The 15,948-nt window shown below is 69.7% G+C and carries 19 protein-coding genes; 11 read left to right on the top strand and 8 right to left on the bottom strand.

Going from position 1 to position 15,948, the window contains the following annotated elements; all coding sequences use genetic code 11:
• Positions 1-150 precede the first annotated feature (150 nt).
• The 3 genes from ACIBTM_RS34330 (at position 151) to ACIBTM_RS34320 (ending at position 2,702) form a co-directional block, all read left to right on the top strand.
• Positions 151-1,551 (top strand): RNA polymerase sigma factor, encoded by a 1,401-nt coding sequence (locus ACIBTM_RS34330; protein WP_016332951.1) that lies wholly within the window; start codon positions 151-153, stop codon positions 1,549-1,551.
• A 117-nt stretch (positions 1,552-1,668) separates the two neighbouring features.
• Complete coding sequence (locus ACIBTM_RS34325) at positions 1,669-2,100, top strand: hypothetical protein (protein WP_395881283.1); 432 nt, start codon at positions 1,669-1,671, stop codon at positions 2,098-2,100.
• A gap of 83 nt (positions 2,101-2,183) precedes the next feature.
• Positions 2,184-2,702 carry a pyridoxamine 5'-phosphate oxidase family protein gene (locus ACIBTM_RS34320; protein WP_395881282.1) on the top strand — a complete coding sequence of 173 codons (519 nt, stop codon included), beginning with the start codon at positions 2,184-2,186 and terminating at the stop codon, positions 2,700-2,702.
• 103 nt (positions 2,703-2,805) lie between these two features.
• Here ACIBTM_RS34320 and ACIBTM_RS34315 read toward each other — a convergent pair whose 3' ends face one another.
• Both ACIBTM_RS34315 and ACIBTM_RS34310 read right to left on the bottom strand, forming a co-directional pair.
• Positions 2,806-4,005, bottom strand: a complete 1,200-nt coding sequence (locus tag ACIBTM_RS34315) for a hypothetical protein (protein ID WP_395881281.1) — start codon at positions 4,003-4,005, stop codon at positions 2,806-2,808.
• 46 nt (positions 4,006-4,051) lie between these two features.
• The gene (locus ACIBTM_RS34310) at positions 4,052-4,429 is read right to left on the bottom strand and encodes a hypothetical protein (protein WP_395881280.1); all 378 of its coding nucleotides are present in this window, start codon (positions 4,427-4,429) and stop codon (positions 4,052-4,054) included.
• Between the two features lie 16 nt (positions 4,430-4,445).
• Here ACIBTM_RS34310 and ACIBTM_RS34305 point away from each other — a divergent pair, with 16 nt between their 5' ends.
• Positions 4,446-5,282 (top strand): class I SAM-dependent methyltransferase, encoded by an 837-nt coding sequence (locus tag ACIBTM_RS34305; RefSeq protein WP_395881279.1) that lies wholly within the window; start codon positions 4,446-4,448, stop codon positions 5,280-5,282.
• The gene (locus ACIBTM_RS34300; RefSeq protein ID WP_395881278.1) at positions 5,279-6,469 is read left to right on the top strand and encodes a hypothetical protein; all 1,191 of its coding nucleotides are present in this window, start codon (positions 5,279-5,281) and stop codon (positions 6,467-6,469) included. The genes ACIBTM_RS34305 and ACIBTM_RS34300 overlap by 4 nt, the downstream gene beginning before the upstream one ends.
• Here ACIBTM_RS34300 and ACIBTM_RS34295 read toward each other — a convergent pair.
• On the bottom strand, positions 6,461-6,670 hold the full coding sequence (locus tag ACIBTM_RS34295) for a hypothetical protein (RefSeq protein WP_395881277.1): 210 nt from the start codon (positions 6,668-6,670) through the stop codon (positions 6,461-6,463). The genes ACIBTM_RS34300 and ACIBTM_RS34295 overlap by 9 nt on opposite strands.
• Positions 6,667-7,251, bottom strand: a complete 585-nt coding sequence (locus ACIBTM_RS34290; protein ID WP_395881276.1) for a hypothetical protein — start codon at positions 7,249-7,251, stop codon at positions 6,667-6,669. The genes ACIBTM_RS34295 and ACIBTM_RS34290 overlap by 4 nt, the downstream gene beginning before the upstream one ends.
• Before the next feature lie 110 nt (positions 7,252-7,361).
• Between ACIBTM_RS34290 and ACIBTM_RS34285 the strand changes: the two genes are divergently transcribed.
• From ACIBTM_RS34285 to ACIBTM_RS34275, 3 genes are all read left to right on the top strand, one after another.
• On the top strand, positions 7,362-8,540 hold the full coding sequence (locus tag ACIBTM_RS34285) for a sensor histidine kinase (protein WP_395881275.1): 1,179 nt from the start codon (positions 7,362-7,364) through the stop codon (positions 8,538-8,540).
• Positions 8,537-9,199, top strand: coding sequence for a response regulator transcription factor (locus ACIBTM_RS34280; protein WP_350594320.1), 663 nt, complete (start codon positions 8,537-8,539; stop codon positions 9,197-9,199). The genes ACIBTM_RS34285 and ACIBTM_RS34280 overlap by 4 nt, the downstream gene beginning before the upstream one ends.
• Positions 9,200-9,266: 67 nt before the next feature.
• Entirely contained in the window at positions 9,267-10,706 is a 1,440-nt protein-coding gene (locus ACIBTM_RS34275) for an APC family permease (RefSeq protein WP_395881313.1), read from the top strand.
• On the opposite strand, the gene ACIBTM_RS34270 is transcribed toward ACIBTM_RS34275, so the two are convergent.
• Genes ACIBTM_RS34270 through ACIBTM_RS34260 form a run of 3 tightly spaced genes read right to left on the bottom strand, consistent with a single transcriptional unit; the run spans position 10,681 to position 12,606 of the window.
• Complete coding sequence (locus ACIBTM_RS34270) at positions 10,681-11,349, bottom strand: DUF6885 family protein (RefSeq protein ID WP_395881312.1); 669 nt, start codon at positions 11,347-11,349, stop codon at positions 10,681-10,683. The genes ACIBTM_RS34275 and ACIBTM_RS34270 overlap by 26 nt on opposite strands.
• Positions 11,349-11,765, bottom strand: a complete 417-nt coding sequence (locus tag ACIBTM_RS34265; RefSeq protein ID WP_016332939.1) for a GNAT family N-acetyltransferase — start codon at positions 11,763-11,765, stop codon at positions 11,349-11,351. Before ACIBTM_RS34265 ends, ACIBTM_RS34270 begins: the two co-directional genes overlap by 1 nt.
• Positions 11,766-11,811: 46 nt before the next feature.
• Complete coding sequence (locus tag ACIBTM_RS34260) at positions 11,812-12,606, bottom strand: EamA family transporter (protein WP_395881274.1); 795 nt, start codon at positions 12,604-12,606, stop codon at positions 11,812-11,814.
• Between the two features lie 339 nt (positions 12,607-12,945).
• Here ACIBTM_RS34260 and ACIBTM_RS34255 point away from each other — a divergent pair, with 339 nt between their 5' ends.
• The 3 genes from ACIBTM_RS34255 (at position 12,946) to ACIBTM_RS34245 (ending at position 14,682) form a co-directional block, all read left to right on the top strand.
• Complete coding sequence (locus ACIBTM_RS34255) at positions 12,946-13,125, top strand: hypothetical protein (protein ID WP_016332937.1); 180 nt, start codon at positions 12,946-12,948, stop codon at positions 13,123-13,125.
• A gap of 107 nt (positions 13,126-13,232) precedes the next feature.
• Positions 13,233-14,096 carry an alpha/beta fold hydrolase gene (locus tag ACIBTM_RS34250; RefSeq protein WP_395881273.1) on the top strand — a complete coding sequence of 288 codons (864 nt, stop codon included), beginning with the start codon at positions 13,233-13,235 and terminating at the stop codon, positions 14,094-14,096.
• Entirely contained in the window at positions 14,077-14,682 is a 606-nt protein-coding gene (locus ACIBTM_RS34245) for a TetR/AcrR family transcriptional regulator (protein ID WP_395881272.1), read from the top strand. Before ACIBTM_RS34250 ends, ACIBTM_RS34245 begins: the two co-directional genes overlap by 20 nt.
• Before the next feature lie 82 nt (positions 14,683-14,764).
• Here ACIBTM_RS34245 and ACIBTM_RS34240 read toward each other — a convergent pair whose 3' ends face one another.
• Entirely contained in the window at positions 14,765-15,946 is a 1,182-nt protein-coding gene (locus tag ACIBTM_RS34240; protein WP_395881271.1) for an ROK family protein, read from the bottom strand.
• Positions 15,947-15,948 lie beyond the last annotated feature (2 nt).

Below are 15,948 nucleotides of genomic sequence, written 5' to 3'. Positions count from 1 at the left end.
CGTATCGTCGTTACAATGGAACACGGCCCCCGGCGGCGGCACTCACGAGAACGAGGGAAACCGCAGGCCGAGGGGTGTTCCCCGAAGTTTGAGGCAGCCGAGACCATCACGCCTCGGCTCGTCATGATCGACCGCTGCGAAAGGGCGTAAGTGGCAGCCGCAAGAACCGCAACCCGAAGCGGGACGAAGACAGCGACCGCAGCCGGCGAGCCGGCCGACGAGGCAGCCACCGACGCGGCGAAGCCCGCGGCGCGCAAGACCGCCGCCAAGGCGGCCGGCGCGAAGAAGGCCCCGGCGAAGAAGGCTCCGGCCAAGAAACCCAGCACCAAGAGTGCGAAGACCGAAGACGGCGACCCGGAAGACGGTCCCGGCGACCTCGACGAGGCCGACCTCGAGACCCCGGATCTGTCCGACCTCGAAGAGGTCGAGGTGGATGTCGTCGACGCTTCCGTCACCGAGGAGACGGACGAAGACGCGGAGTCCGAGGAGGACGTCGAAGAGACGCCCGCCCGCGGGCGCCGCACGTCGACCGACAAGAACGCCGGCAAGTCTTCCGACAACCCGGACTTCGTCTGGGACGAGGAAGAGTCCGAGGCGCTGCGCCAGGCCCGCAAGGACGCCGAGCTCACCGCTTCGGCCGACTCGGTCCGCGCGTACCTCAAGCAGATCGGCAAGGTCGCCCTGCTGAACGCCGAGGAGGAGGTGGAGCTCGCCAAGCGCATCGAGGCCGGGCTCTACGCCGCCGAGCGCGTCCGCAACGCCGAGGAGGAGGGCGAGAAGCTCGTCACCCAGATGCGGCGCGACCTCAAGTGGATCGTGCGCGACGGTGAGCGGGCGAAGAACCACCTCCTGGAGGCGAACCTCCGGCTCGTGGTCTCGCTGGCCAAGCGCTACACCGGCCGCGGCATGGCGTTCCTGGACCTGATCCAGGAAGGCAACCTCGGTCTGATCCGCGCGGTCGAGAAGTTCGACTACACCAAGGGCTACAAGTTCTCCACGTACGCCACCTGGTGGATCCGTCAGGCGATCACCCGCGCGATGGCCGACCAGGCCCGCACCATCCGTATCCCGGTGCACATGGTCGAGGTCATCAACAAGCTCGGCCGTATACAGCGTGAACTGCTGCAGGACCTCGGTCGCGAGCCCACCCCCGAAGAGCTCGCGAAGGAAATGGACATCTCCCCGGAGAAGGTCCTCGAGATCCAGCAGTACGCCCGCGAGCCGATCTCGCTCGACCAGACCATCGGCGACGAGGGCGACTCGCAGCTCGGTGACTTCATCGAAGACTCCGAGGCCGTCGTCGCGGTCGACGCGGTGTCGTTCACGTTGCTGCAGGACCAGCTCCAGTCGGTGCTGCAGACGCTGTCCGAACGTGAGGCGGGGGTGGTGCGGCTGCGGTTCGGCCTCACCGACGGCCAGCCGCGCACGCTCGACGAGATCGGCCAGGTGTACGGGGTGACCCGTGAGCGCATCCGGCAGATCGAGTCGAAGACGATGTCGAAGCTGCGTCACCCGTCGCGTTCGCAGGTGCTGCGCGACTACCTGGACTGATCCCAGGATTCCCGGAAGACCCCGTCACCGCTCCGGTGGCGGGGTTTTTCGCGTCTCGCTCGTAACGTCATTCGATCCTCCGCCGACTCGTTCTGCAACGACGAGGAGGTGCCCTCCATGGCAGGCAATCGGGAAACGGCCGCGCAGCGCCGCCGGAAGCTGGCTGTGGTCGGCCCGTGCAGACCGATCGGGCAGAAGAAGACCAAAGCCGCGGATGCCCAGACGCCCGCTGACCGCACCAACGCTTCCAAAGTCATCCCGCTCAAGCGCATTCGCACCCTGCTCGACAGCTACTGTCAGCCTCCACCCGTACAGGCACAACGAGGTTTGAACAGGACCGCTCTCCTTACAGAGCTCTGCCGACTCACCAGGCAACCGGATGCGGCTTCAGCACTCCGTGTCGCACGGGACCTGATCCAGCGCACGCGGAAGTCCCCAAGAACAACCAGCCTGGCGGCGGCCGACACCCGGGGAGTCAACTTCGGAGAACGCTGCACTCGCATCCGCTCGGTTGTCGTCAACCCGGTCGGCAACGGCAAACGCCGTTGAGGTCCCGGTGCGTCGCACCGAATCCCAACGCGGGGTTTTCGTGCCTGGTGTCGAAACGCGGCCCGCCCGTTCGACGCGTGGGTATGACGAAACCTCACGCCACCAAGAACCTCGACCGCTACGGATCCGCGGAACTCCCCTGGAGCCGCGCGCGGGATGTCCTCGCCGAGGACACCCCGACCGCCGACCTGACCTTCTTCGTGACCACCGTGCGTCCCGACGGGCGCCCGCACTCGGCGGGCGTCGGCGCCGTGTGGGTGGACGACGCCCTGTACTTCAAGGGCGGGCCGGGCACCCGGCGGTCCCGCAACCTGGCCGCGAACCCGGTGTGCGCCGTTTCGGTGCGGTTGCGGGGAATCGACCTCACGATGGAGGGCGAGGCGCACCGGGTCACCGACCCGGCGACGCTGGAACGGGTCGCGGCGGTCTATCGGACGGGCGGCTGGCCCGCGACGGTGGAGGGCGACGCGCTCACCGCCCCCTTCAGCGCGCCCAGCGCGGGCGCCCCGCCCTGGTACCTGTACCGCCTCGCCCTGCGCCGGGCCATCGGCGTGGCGGGCGCCGAACCCCATGGCGCGACCCGCTGGGACTTCACCCCGTGAACCCAGCGGTCCGTGAAGGCCTCCTTGCCTACCCTGAAGGTCGTGAAGGCCTCCTTCCTTACCCTGAGAGTAGGGAAGGAGGCCTTCACGGACTTGCGAGACTTCAGGACCGACCGGTCAAGGTGGTCCACGGGACGTGCACGGTGACCCGCTCCCGGAGCTGTTCGTTCATCAGCCACAGCTCCCCCGTCGCCGGCCAGTACGACAGGTTCTGCGTGTTCACCGGCGCCCGGCCGCTCAGCCGCGACGTCGAGGTGCCGCCGACTCCGCCGTGCAGGCACGAAGGATGGTCGCCCGCCACCCCGGCGTACTCGGGGCACACGCCGGTCAGCACGAAATATCCGTTGCGCGCCACCGCTCCCTGCATGCCCCACACCGGTGACACGAAGCCTTCCTTCGCGTGCACGGTGCCGTCGGCCGAAAGCTGGGGCAGCCCGGTCGCGCGGTCGAACGGCCACCGCAGCACCCGGCCGCCCGCCGCGTTCGGGATGTGTTCCGCGGTCACGATCGAGCCGTCACTGTGGTCGAACGACATCGTCGCGAGACAAGGCCGTGTCCCGGGCGCGTTGGTGCAGGCGCCGCCGCCGGGGTACCAGTACGCGCCGATCTGCGGCATCGCGTAGTCGTAGAACGCCGCGTGGTACTTGCCGTCCGGGCCCTTGCCGACGACGCCGGAGCTGTCGTCGACCTTCCAGAAGTGCGTGGTGTCGAAGACCCGCACCACGCCCCCGGTGGTCGCGACGAACAGCCGGTTCCCGATCCAGGTCATGCCGTGTCCATGCCCTTGCACGACGGCGAAATTGTCGTTCGACGTCGGTTCGACGAGCAGCACGTGCCGATATCCCAGCCCGGTCGCGTCCACAAAGGACAGACGGACCATGGTGTCGCCGGGGGTGTGCCAGGACGTCGCCACCACCCGCTTGCCGCCGACCTTCCCGGTCGCCGCGTCGGCGTCGCCGGAACCGGTGAGTCCCTGCGGGATCCAGTCGTTGGTCTTGTCGTCGTTCGCGTCTTCCCAGCAGAATCCCGCCGGGTTCAGCGCCGCCGCGAGATACGTGGCGTGACACAGCGGCCGCGCCTTCCGGTTCGCCGACGACAGGATCTCCGGCAACCCGCGAGCCGGGAGGTGGTTCTCCAGCGCGGCGATCCGGGCGCCGTAGGTGCCGAAGCTCGAACCGGAGGTCCAGCGGAAACCGTCGACCGCGGCCGCGTCCAGCTTCGGGAAGGCGGCCGCGGCGGAGGCGACGCCCGGGATGAGCGCGAACACCAGCAGGAGTGAAGCGAGAAGTCCCAGCCTCTTCATGCCCGCGAGCTTTCCGGTCGCGCGCATACTTTCGATACAAACCGCGTCAGGACACGGAAAGCCCATGCTCGGCCAGGGATTCTTCGACGCGCAGCCGTTCGATCTCCCGGTCGAAACCCTCCGGCAGTTCGGCCAGCCGGTGATCGACCTCGACCTCCCGGCAGGCCTCGACGAGCAGCGCGTCGTACGCCTGCCTGGTGCCGTACCGGCGGACGGCGGAGGCGCCGGACGGAAGCTCCGCCAGCAGCCGGTGCACCCGGCGGAGATCGGCGGCGAGTTTCTCGATGGGTGGACCGGCCGGGAGTTCCGGTCGCCGGCGGCCGCGCCACCATCGCACCCCGGCCGGCACTTTCAGCGCGCACCAGAAAAGAGCCGAAGGCGCCACGGCGACAACGGCGTACAACGCGACAGGCCCGATGGCCATGACTCATGGTAATCCCGTGCGGAGCGGCGGAGAACCCGCGAATCCGGGCTATATTCGCGACGTGCTGACCGAGGGCTACCGCTATCCGGACGCCGGCGACCATGTCACCGGCGTGTTCATCCGACGGCACGAGCCCTACGACGGCTATTGGACGGCCAGCGAGGACCGCGCGCTCGGGAAGGTCGCCGAACGGCTCACCGCGATCCTCGGCCCGCGCGAACGGGTCAAGGCGCTCGACGCCGGTTGCGGGGAAGGCCGCCTTCTCCCCTGGCTCGCCCGGTTCGCCGCCGACGTCACCGCCGCGGATCCCGACCCGGACAGGCTGGCCAAGGCACGCGGGACCGTCGTCGAGGACACCGAGTTCTCCTTCGCCGTCTCGCCGATCACCGGCTTGGACGGCGGCCCGTACGACCTCGTGGTGTGCAGTCACGTCATCCAGCACGTGCCGACGCCGGACGTCGGGCCGATCCTGCGGCGGCTGGCCGGGATCACCGCGCCCGGCGGCGTGCTGGTGCTCGCCTACAGCCGGTCGCCGATCGGACAGGGCGCGTTCAGTCTCGACAGCGTCGAAGCGGGCGACGAAGTCCGTTCACGCCGTGTATCGCGCGAAGAGTTCGACAAAGCGCTGCACGACGGCGGCCCGGCGCTCCCGGTGCGCCACCTGGACCCGGTGGAGATCGCCGCCGACGCCGCCGAGGCGGGCTGGCGCACCGAGTGGGAGTGGACGTATCACGTCCTCGACGATCTCGGCCCGGCCGACGAGCACATCGACCGCGACGAGCTGGTCAACGCCTCCGGCCCGCTGCGCCGCCACCTCGGCCGCGACCTGATCACGCTGCTGCGCCGCGCATGACCGCGGTGCTCCTCACCTTCGCGTGGGCGGTCCCGCTGTCCGAGCGGGAGGCCGAGAAGGTGCTGGACGGCGGACGGGACCGCGGTCTGCTGGCCCACCTCGACGGGAAACTCGGCGACGAGTGGACGGCGGCGGAGGATTTCCTGGCCAGCTATACGAAACCGCCGCGAAGACGGGTGCTGCGCAAACGCAGGCTGGCGATCCGCGTCGGCGAGGCCGGCCTGCCGTGCGAACTCGTCGTCACCTGGCATCCCGGCTATCACGCGATGACACTGGTCCTCGCCACCACGATCACCGGCGCGGCGGCGAAGGGGCCCGCCGCCGAGTACGACCTCGCCATCGCCGTCCTGCAAAGCCTTCAGGGCCGGGAGACGACGAACGGCGAGAAAGGACTTCACGGCGGCTACGGCGACAAGACGTTCCCGTCGCTCCTCAAGGCCGTCACCCACATCTTCGAGGACCTGACCAAGGGCTGCGGCCTGACCGAGGGGCTCGGCCGCAAGGGCTGGTGCGTCGAACTGCGGTCCCACGACGGGCATCCGCCTGCCCAGCGGGTCGCCGCCGATCCCCGACCGTTCTACGGGATGGCGACCAGCGACGAGGGCTGGCGGTTCGTGCCTCGCGAGGTCGCCAGGGACGCGCTCGGCCCGTCATGGGGCACGCGTTCCTTCGTCGCCGCGTACACGATGGCGGGCGGAATCGTCTGCCTCAACAGCAAGGATTCCGAGTACGTCGAGCACCAGGCCGAGCTGATGCGCGGCACGTTCGGCGACGCCGAGCCGTACTTCGGCATCGACAGCGAGATCGGCGGGCTCGACCACGGGATGCTCTTCATCCTCGAACGTGTCCTGATCCGGATGGCGCTGGCCGACCAGTGGCTGGCGTCGATGAAGAAGACCGGGAGCCGCACCCGGCTGTTGCGCGGCTCGCTCGACGACATCCTCGAAATGCTGCATTCGGTGCTCCCGCCCGAGATCGATTCGCTGGAGCGCCGCCTGGTCACCAGCATGGGCGTGGAGCGGATCATCGCCCAGCTCGACCGCCAGGCCGAGGCGATGGACGAGGAGACCAGGTACGCCTACGAGAACACGGTGAGCGCGCGGGTCACGCGGCTCACCGTGGTGACCGTCGTGCTGACGGTCGTCACCATCGTCCTCGGGGTCTTGCAGGTGCTCGTCTCACTCTGACCGGCGGCGCTGCTTGCGGGCGCGTTCGGCGAACAGCACCCCCACGCCCGCCGCCACCATGAGCGCGCTCACCACCACGTGCATCCCCGGCGGGAGCAGGTGGAGCTGGACGAACCAGCTCGGGTTCGTGCTCCCCAGCAGCCGGTTGATCAGTCCGCCCCCGCCCTGTACCAGCAGGAGGATCCCCAGCAGTTCGATCATCGTCGTGCCCCTTCCTCGACGTTGGCCTTGGGTGAGAACTCCTGCCACAGCGGCCCGGTGGCGAACCAGATGGCGGTCAAGACCCCCAGCCTCGGCAGCCAGCCCCACAACGGGTCGACCTGCGCGGTGCCGCCGACCACGACGATCAGCAGGAGCAGCACCCCGGCGGCCAGCCCGCAGGCCAGCACGCATTTGAACCAGTCACGCCATTCGGCGCGCACCTTCTCCCGGCCCCTCGGTTTGGGCGGCGGTGGCGGCCCGCCCGCGAACCGGTGCGCGAACCGCACGTCGGCCCACTTGATCATCGAATGCCCGAACACCACGCTGAAGCCCAGGTACACCGCGGCGAGGCCGTGCACGAAGTTCGCCGTGGCACCGTTGCGCAGATCGATGACCGTCGCGACCAGCACGACGACGTCGATCACCGGGGTCAGGAGCAGCAGCGCGACACCGGTGCGCTTCAGCTTGAGCGGATAGCGGGCGACGAGGCCGGCGAGGATGGCGACCCAGAAACCGATCTCCCCGCCGGCGATCACGGCCGCCATCGGGTTTTCCGCGATGAAGTCCCAGATCTTGTTCACGAGCCGAGTCTGGCTCGCGAGATGACGAAGCCGCGTCGGCGGACGGCACGAGATCATCGTCATCAGTTCGTAGGACCCCGTGGCGTGTGCCGGTGTGCTGGGATGGAACGGTGCCCACGTTCGTCCCGCGCCTGAGCCACCTCGCCGAATGGAAACAGGACCTCGTCATCGCCTCCGGCACCTGGGTCCTCGGCGTGCTGGTCTATCTCAGCGGGATGCACGTGCTGCTCAACGGCAAGGACGACACGCCGTTGTGGATCCGGCTGAGCGAACTGACCGTGTTGTGCCTGCTGGAGGTGCTGCGCCGCAAAGTCCCCTTGGGACTGCTGTGCGGGCTCGCCGTCCTCGCCGTGGACATCGCGTTCGGTCCCTCGCTGCCGATCTTCGTCATCTTCACCGATTTCCTCTACGCGACGACGCTGTACGGGTCACGGCGGGTCAGCAGGGTGATGATCGGCATCGCCGCGATCGGGACGCTCGCGGCGGTCTGCCTGGCGCTCCTCTTCTCCGCGCAGTGGCGTACGGCGATCCTTGTCGCGTTCGCCTTCTTGCCGTTCCTGGTCACCCCGGTGTGGTGGGCGGCCAACGTCCGTCAGCAACGGGACATCGCCGACAACGAGCGGGCGAACGCGGTCCAGCTGGCCACGATCGGCGAACTGGACCGGAAGGCCGCCGTGGCGGGGGAACGGTCGAAGATGGCGCGGGATCTGCACGACGTCATCGCCGGGCATCTCTCGGCGATCGCGATCCAGTCCGAAGCCGCGCTGTCGATGGCCACCGCCGACCCGAAGCTGTCCAGGAAGGTCCTGGAATCGGTGCGGGAGAACAGTGTCAGCGCGCTGGAGGAGATGCGCGCGATGATCGGGCTGCTGCGCGCGGACACCGAGATCGAGACGACCGCGCCCGCCCGGCTGGCCGAACTGTCCAAATTGGTCGAATCGGCGCGGGCGAGCGGGCTGGTGGTCGAACTCGGGGCCGTGCCGGACCGGTCCGCCCACCTGCCCGCGGCGGTCGACCTGACCGCGTACCGGATCGCGCAGGAGGCGCTGACCAACGCGATGAAACACGCTCCCGGCGGGCGGGCCGTCCTCGACATCCGGTCGAGCGGCGGCATACTCACCGTCGAGGTGCGTAATGATCTTCAGCCGGGCCGCCCCGGCGACGGCGGGACCGGCCTCGGCCTGCTGAACATGCGGGAACGCGCCGCCGCGGTGGGCGGCACCTTCACCGCCGGGCCGTCCGGCGGTCGCTGGCTGGTCCGCGCCGAACTGCCTCTGGAGGGGTCTTGAGCGACGGGAACATCAGGGTGCTGGTCGCCGACGACCACGGCGCGATCCGGGCCGGGCTGATGATGATCCTCGGCAACGCCGAGGGCATCGAGGTGGTCGGCGAGGCCGCGGACGGCGCCATCGCCGTCCGCCAGGCGAAGGCGCTGAAGCCGGACGTCGTGCTGATGGACGTGCGGATGCCCGGGGTCGACGGCATCGCGGCCACCCGGGAACTGACCGCGGAGGGGCTGTGCGAAGTCCTCGTGCTCACCACCTTCGATCTCGACGAGTACGTCCACGCCGCGCTGCGGGCGGGCGCGGCCGGGTTCCTGCTGAAGTCGGTGGAGGCGTCGCGGCTGATCGAGGCGGTGAAGCTGGTCGCGGCGGGCGAAGGAGTGCTCGCGCCACAGGTCACGCGGAAGCTGATCGCCGCCTTCGCCGCCGGGACCCGTGAACCTTCCGTCGTCCCCGCCGGGCTCGAAGACCTGACCGAACGCGAGCGCGAAGTGCTGGCGTGCCTGGGCGGCGGCCTGTCCAACGCGCAGATCGGGACGCGGCTGCACATCGGCGAGACCACGGTGAAGACGCACGTCTCCCGGGTGCTGACGAAACTGGGGCTGCGGTCACGCGTGCAGGCGGCGATCCTGGCGCAGGAGAACGGCGTCGTGCTGGAGGGGTGAAACCCCACCGATCTGCGAGGTGGACGGTGATCTTCTAGCGTGACCCTTCATGCGGCGAACTCTGGACGTGGACGAGGTCCTGAAACGGCAGGATTCCGGTGAGCTGAAACGCCGCCTGCACGGGCGCGACCTGATCGGGTTCGGGGTCGGCATCATCATCGGCACCGGCATCTTCACCCTCGCCGGGGTCGAGGCGAAGACCCACGCGGGCCCGTCGGTCACGCTGTCGTTCGTGCTCGGCGCCGTCGTGGCGGGGATGGCCGCGCTCTGTTACGCCGAACTCGCCTCCAGCGTGCCGACGGCGGGAAGCGCGTACACCTACGCCTTCGCCACCCTCGGCGAGACCTTCGCCTGGATCATCGGCTGGGATCTGCTGCTCGAATTCGCCCTCGGCGCGGCCGTCGTGTCGCGCGGCTGGTCCGGCTATCTCGCGAATCTGATGGGGCTCTCCCCCGACTGGTTCGGCGAAGACGCGAAGGTCAACATAGGCGCGGTCGTGATCATCGCCGTGCTGACCGTGATCGCCGTCCTCGGCATCAAGGAGTCGGCGCGGGTGACGAATCTGCTCGTGCTGGTCAAGGTCGCGGTCTGCGTGCTGATCCTCGCGGTCGGCGTGTTCTACATCCGCGGTGAGAACCTCACCCCGTTCATCCCGGCCGCGCAGCCGCCGACGGAGACGGCCGGGACCCTGCACCAGCCGATCGTGCAAGCCGCGCTCGGGCTCGAACAGTCCGTCTACGGTATCGCCGGCATGGTGACCGCCGCCGCCGTCGTCTTCTTCGCCTACACCGGTTTCGAGGCGCTCGCCAACCTCGGCGAGGAGACCGTGAACCCCAAACGCGATCTGCGGGTCGGCATCCTCGGCGCGCTCGGCGTCTGCGCGCTGCTCTACATCGGTGTCTCGCTGGTGCTGACCGGGATGGTGCCGTTCGCCGAGATCGACACGGGCGCCCCGCTCGCCGACGCCTTCGACCGGGTCGGCCAGCACTGGGTGGGCGCGCTGATCTCGCTCGGCGCGGTCACCGGGCTGACGTCGGTGATGATGGTGGAACTGGTGACGATCGGCCGGATCGGGTTCGCGATGGGCCGCGACGGCCTGCTGCCGAAGAAGTTCGGCATGGCGCATCCGCGCTGGGGCACCCCGCACCGGATGACCATCGCCGGCGCGGTGCTGATCGCGGCGCTGGCCGCGTTCGTCCCGATCTCCGAACTCGCCGACATGGTCAGCATCGGCGCCCTGTCGGCGATGATCATCGTCGCGCTGGCCGTCCCGGTGCTGCGCAAGCGCCGCCCGGACCTGGAACGTCCGTTCACCGTGCCGTTCTCGCCCTATCTGCCCGTCGTGGCGGCGCTGGCGTGCTTCTACCTGATGCTGAACCTGGACGTGATGACGTGGCTGCGGTTCGCCGCGTGGCTGCTGCTCGGTCTGCTGATCTACGTCTTCTACGGGCGCAAGCATTCCCGTTTCGCGAAAGACGACCTCAGCTCCACAGACCTGCCGTCGTGATCGCGGCGACGGCGGCCTCGGCGTCGCCGTCGTCCACCACGACCAGCATCCGCTTCAGCGCCGCGGCCACCCATTCCACCGGCTGGTCGTGTAAACCGTTGTCCCCCAAGGACGGATAACCGTCCATAATGGACACCAGAGTGCCTTCGGCGCCGATCCGCATCCCGGCGGCCAGCACGTGATGCCCGCCGGGCGGGCGCCACCGCGACGACCACAGCGGCGGGATACCGGTGTCGAGATAGTCGAGCAGCGCTCGCGCCGGGGTGTCGTGCGCGCCGAATTCGGCCGGATCGACCTCCGCGATCAGCGCGACCCTCGGCAGCCGCCACAGCGCCGCCAGGAGCATGAACAACGAGTGCGGAGCCCAGTTCCCGGTGGCGGGCACGGCGACGAGCCGCCCGCCCGACAGCGTCCCGATCGCTCGCGCCAGACCTTCCGGCGTGGCGCCCGCCAGCGCCGCGACCTCGGCCTGGCCCGCGACGTCGAAGCCCGCCGCGCGCAGGGCGGCCAGCGCCGTGAACGGCCCGGCGAGCCCGTCCCGCTGCGGGAGTTCGGCCCGCGCGACGGCGACGAGGTGCTCGCCCCCCGGCAGCCAGCGGCGACCGGACAGCCCCGTCCGGTCGCCGTCGATTCCGGAGGACATCAGTCTTCGAACGTCCACGACTGCATGATGAACGGGCCGTCGTTCGACGCCCCGGCCGAGGTGTAGGTCGCCAGCGCGGCCTTGTTGTCCGTTTCGACCCCGACCCACATCCCGCGGCAGCCGCGCTCCCGCGCGATCCCGGCCAGCGCGTCGACGAGGTCGCGGCCGATCCCGCGCCGCTGATAGTCCGGGCTGACGTCGAGTTCGTTGAGGAACATCTCGGTGCCCTTGTCCGGATGCGTCACCTCGGTGCCGGTGATCATCCCCGCGGGCTCGCCGTCCTCGTAGGCGATCAGGAGGTGGTTCTCCTCCCCCGCGAGGAACTTCTCGGACGCCTCCCGTTGCGCGGGGCCGTCGAACAGGTGCTGAGCGGCGACGACCTCCTCGACGGTGCCGGCCCGCCGGATCTCGGCCACGTGTCCTCCCGGTGCTGAAAGCGCCACAGACCGCTCAGTATCCCGCTCAGAGGGGCGCCGAGTCATCACGTTTCCCCGGAGAGCGCAGTGCCACCCCGGCGACGACGGCCAGCGTGCCGAGCGCTTCGGGCAGGGCCGGGACCTGACGGAGCCACAGGAAGCCGATCACCCCCGCCGTGACCGGCAGCAACGCGAGCAGCAGCGCGAACCGCGCCTGCCCGGCCTTGCGCAGGACCACTTGGTCGAGCGCGTACGGCACGACGGTCGAGAGCACGCCCACTCCGACGCCGAGCAGCAGCAAACGTGGCGAACCCCACACCGCGCCGGTGCCGAGCGCCAGCGGTGACAGCACCACGGTGCCGACCGCGAACCCGACGGCCAGCCCGTCGATCCCGTTCCCGCCGACCGCGACCCGCTTCCCGAGCAGGATGTACCCGGCCCAGGCGGCCGCCGCGCCGAGGGCGAACAGCACGCCGAGCAGGCTGCCTTCGAGCCGGACGTCCGCGATGGCGAGCACGCCGGCCGCCACCAGCAGCAGCGCGAAGACGTCGCGACGAGTCCGCGAGCCGAACGCGGCCACCACCACGGGCCCGGCGAACTCGAGGGCGACCGCGGTACCCAGCGGCAGCCGCGCGATCGCCTCGTAGAAGAGCACGTTCATCCCGGCGGTGACGACACCGAAGGCACCCGCGAGCAGGAACGTGCGGCCGGTCCACGCCGAGCGGGGTGGCCTGCGCCACGCGAGGAGGACCACCGCCGCCCCGAGACAGCGGAGCCAGGCCACCCCCGCGGGGGAGGCGACCGAAAAGAGACCTACGGCGACGGCCGCACCGGCGTACATCGAAATTCCGCTGAGAACGAACAAGATCGGCGACGGCACGCTCGGAAGACGGTTCCGGACGACTGCGATTCCCACCCCCGCATGGTGCCTGACGTGGGGAAAGGTCCCTCGATGGGGAGTCTTCTCCCACGTTGCGTGATTACGCTACGGCATACGAGGTAATTACCAGTGACAAATGAGACACCCGCACGGGAACACTTGCGGGCCGCCAAACGTCTGGAAGAGTGGAAGCACGAACACGGCGGGGCCGGGAACGAACGTTGCCGGCATCAGTGCCGAAGTGGTCGTAGCTGGATCGATGGCACCGGGCCACCGGTGCCGGGACGGAGGGAGACTCCAATGACTTCACCGACGCTCACCCGCCCCGAACTGACCGCTGCCGACCGATGCGACCGGTGTGGAGCTGCAGCCCAGGTTCGAGCCATTCTCAGCACCGGTGGCGAGTTGCTCTTCTGTGGTCACCACGCCCGCGCACACGAGACGAAGCTCAAGGAAATGTCCGCGGACATTCAGCGGTAGCCCACCAGTCCACGACCACCGGCGGCCGGCTACTCCCCCAGGGGAGAGAGCCGGCCGCCCTGTTTTTGCCCTTCAAAAACATACAGACAGCATGTATGTTAGTTGCCATGACGACCAGCGACCTCCTCGGCGAAGCCCACGTGGCGGATCTCGGCGACGCCCGCATCCGCTACCGCGACCGCGGCGAAGGCCCTCCCGTGGTCTTCGTGCACGGACTGCTGACCAACGGCCTGCTCTGGCGCAAGGTGGCGCCCGCGGTCGCCGACGCCGGCTTCCGCTGCCTGACCCCGGACTGGCCGCTGGGTTCGCACGAGATCCCGGTCCCCCACGCCGAGCTGACCCCGCCCGGGGTCGCGGCGCTCATCGCGCGGTTCCTCGAAGCGCTCGACCTGACCGATGTGACCGTGGTCGCGAACGACACCGGCGGCGCGCTGACACAACTCCTCATGACCACGAACCCGGAGCGGGTGGGCCGGGTCGTGCTGACCCCGTCGGACTCCTTCGAGCGCTTCCTGCCGCCGTTGTTCGCGGGGCTGAGCCCGCTGGCGCGGATCCCCGGTGGCGTCGGGCTGGTGACCGCGGCGCTGCGCTGGCGGTGGCTGCTGAAGACCACGGACTTCCTCTGGCTGGCCAAACACCCGGTCCCGGACCACATCCTCGACGCGTATCTGCTGCCCAGCCGCCGGAGCGCGGAGATCCGCGACGATCTGCGCCGGTTCATGGCGAGCGTCGACAATCGCTACACCCTGACCGCCGCCGAGCGGCTGCCCGCCTTCCAGAAGCCCGTGCTGCTGGCCTGGGCGCCCGAAGACCGGCACTTCCCGTTGTGGGTGGGCCGCAAGCTCGCCGGGGTCCTGCCGGACGCCGAACTGAGGACGATCGAGGACTCCTACGCCTTCGTGCCGGAGGACCAGCCGGAGCGGCTGAGCGGCATGATGGTGGAATTCCTGCGTGCCCACGCCACGACGTAGCCAGACCGAACGTTCGCAGTCGACGCAGGCCGCGTTGATCACGGCGGCGCGGACGCTGTTCGCCGAGCAGGGTTACGCCGCCGTGCCCGCCGACGAGATCGTCCGGGCGGCGGGCGTCACCCGCGGCGCGCTGTACCACCACTTCGGGGACAAACAGGGGCTGTTCCGTGCCGTGATCGAGCAGATCGAAACGGGGATCACCGAGGAACTCCAGGCCGTCCGGGCGTCGACGGACGACCCGTGGGCGGGGGCGCTCGGGGTGCTGAGCCGGTTCCTGGACCTGTGCCTGCGGCCCGAGGTGGTGCGGATCGCGCTCACGGACGCCGTGTCGGTGCTCGGCTGGCAGGAATGGCGTGAGCTGGAGAACCGGTACGGGCTGGGCATGATCACGGAGATCCTGGAGTCCGCCGCGGCGGACGGGCTGCTGATCGACGCGCCGATCCCGGAGCTGGCGCAACTGGTGCTGAGCGCCTGCGCGGAGGCGGCGCTGATGATCGCGCACGCCGAAGACCGCGAAGCCGCGAAGGAGAAGGCCCTGGCCGCGCTGGTGGCCCTGCTGTCCGGCCTCGTGAAGCAGCCGGGCTAGTCCTCCGGTCACCAACGCCATGAACGGTCCGTTCCTTGCGAAATTTGCAAGGAACGGACCGTTCATGGCACGCGAGTGTGGCCTAGACGGTGTCCAGAATCATCTCGAAGGCCGCCTCAGCCGCCCCCAGCAGCTTCACGTCCGCCCCGAGCGCGGAGCTCACGATCTGCGTCCCGCCCACGGCCCGGCTGACCAGGCTCCGCCGCCGGACCTCGGCCGCCACCGACTTCACGACCGAATCGGGCAGCACGGTGAGCAGGTCGCCCAGCACCACCAGCTGCGGGCCGAGCAGGTTGACCACGTTCACCAGGCCCAGCGTCAGCCATTCCGCGAACTCCGAGAGCCGCTCCTCGGCCGCGTGCGGATCCCGGCCCAGCGCGCGCAGCTCGAACAGGATCGCCCCGCGCGGGGTGTCCTCGGGCAGATCGAGCGCTCGGCACAGTGCCGCCTCGCCGACCTCGGTCTCCCAGCAGCCGCTGGACCCGCAGTAGCAGGGACGGCCGCCCGGCCGGATCGCCATATGCCCGATCTCGCCGACGTAGCCCGCGCCGCCGCGCAGCGACGAGCCGTCCGCGATGATCCCTCCCCCGACACCGACGTCGGCGGAGACGTACACGGCGTCGGACGAGCCTCGCGCGGCGCCGCGCAGGTGTTCGGCGATGGCGCCGAGTTCGGCGTCGTTGCCGACCAGGATGGGAATACGCAGCACACCGCCGAGCCGTTCCCCGAGCGCCACGTCGGTCCAGCGCAGGTTGGGCGCCTCGTGGACGTGCCCGTCGGCCCGGCGGACGACGCCGGGCACGGACACGCCCGCGGCGATCGGCTGGACACCGAGGTCACCCGCCAGGACGGTGGTCGACTCGATCACGTGCGTGATCACCTCGTCGGCCTCCCGCGTCCGGCCGTGGAGGTTCCAGCTGTTGCGCCCGAGGATCTGGCCGCCGAACCCGACGAGCGCGATCGCCACGTGTTCGACCTGGAGGTCGACCGCGAGCACCACCGCCGCGTGCGGCTGCGGCAGGACCAGGAGCGAGGGGCGGCCCGCCCCTCGTCCCGGCCTCGGGACCCGCTCCTCGACGACCCCCGCTTCCGCGAGGCCGTCGACGAGGGTCTTGATGGTGCTGCGGTTGAGCCCCAGCTCGGTGGCGAGGGTCGCCCTGGTGCTCGGGCCGCTGACGTGCAGCAACCGGAGCAAGGTCGTGCGGTTGTGCCTGCGCACCTCGTCTGGTCGTGCAACGGGTGTGCTGGTCACGGGCTTCATCATTC

It is taken from the genome of Amycolatopsis sp. NPDC049868, assembly GCF_044461365.1.
GTDB lineage: Bacteria > Actinomycetota > Actinomycetes > Mycobacteriales > Pseudonocardiaceae > Amycolatopsis.
The sequence above is the reverse complement of the archived record's forward strand: the minus strand, read 5'-3'. Positions and strand labels throughout refer to the sequence as shown.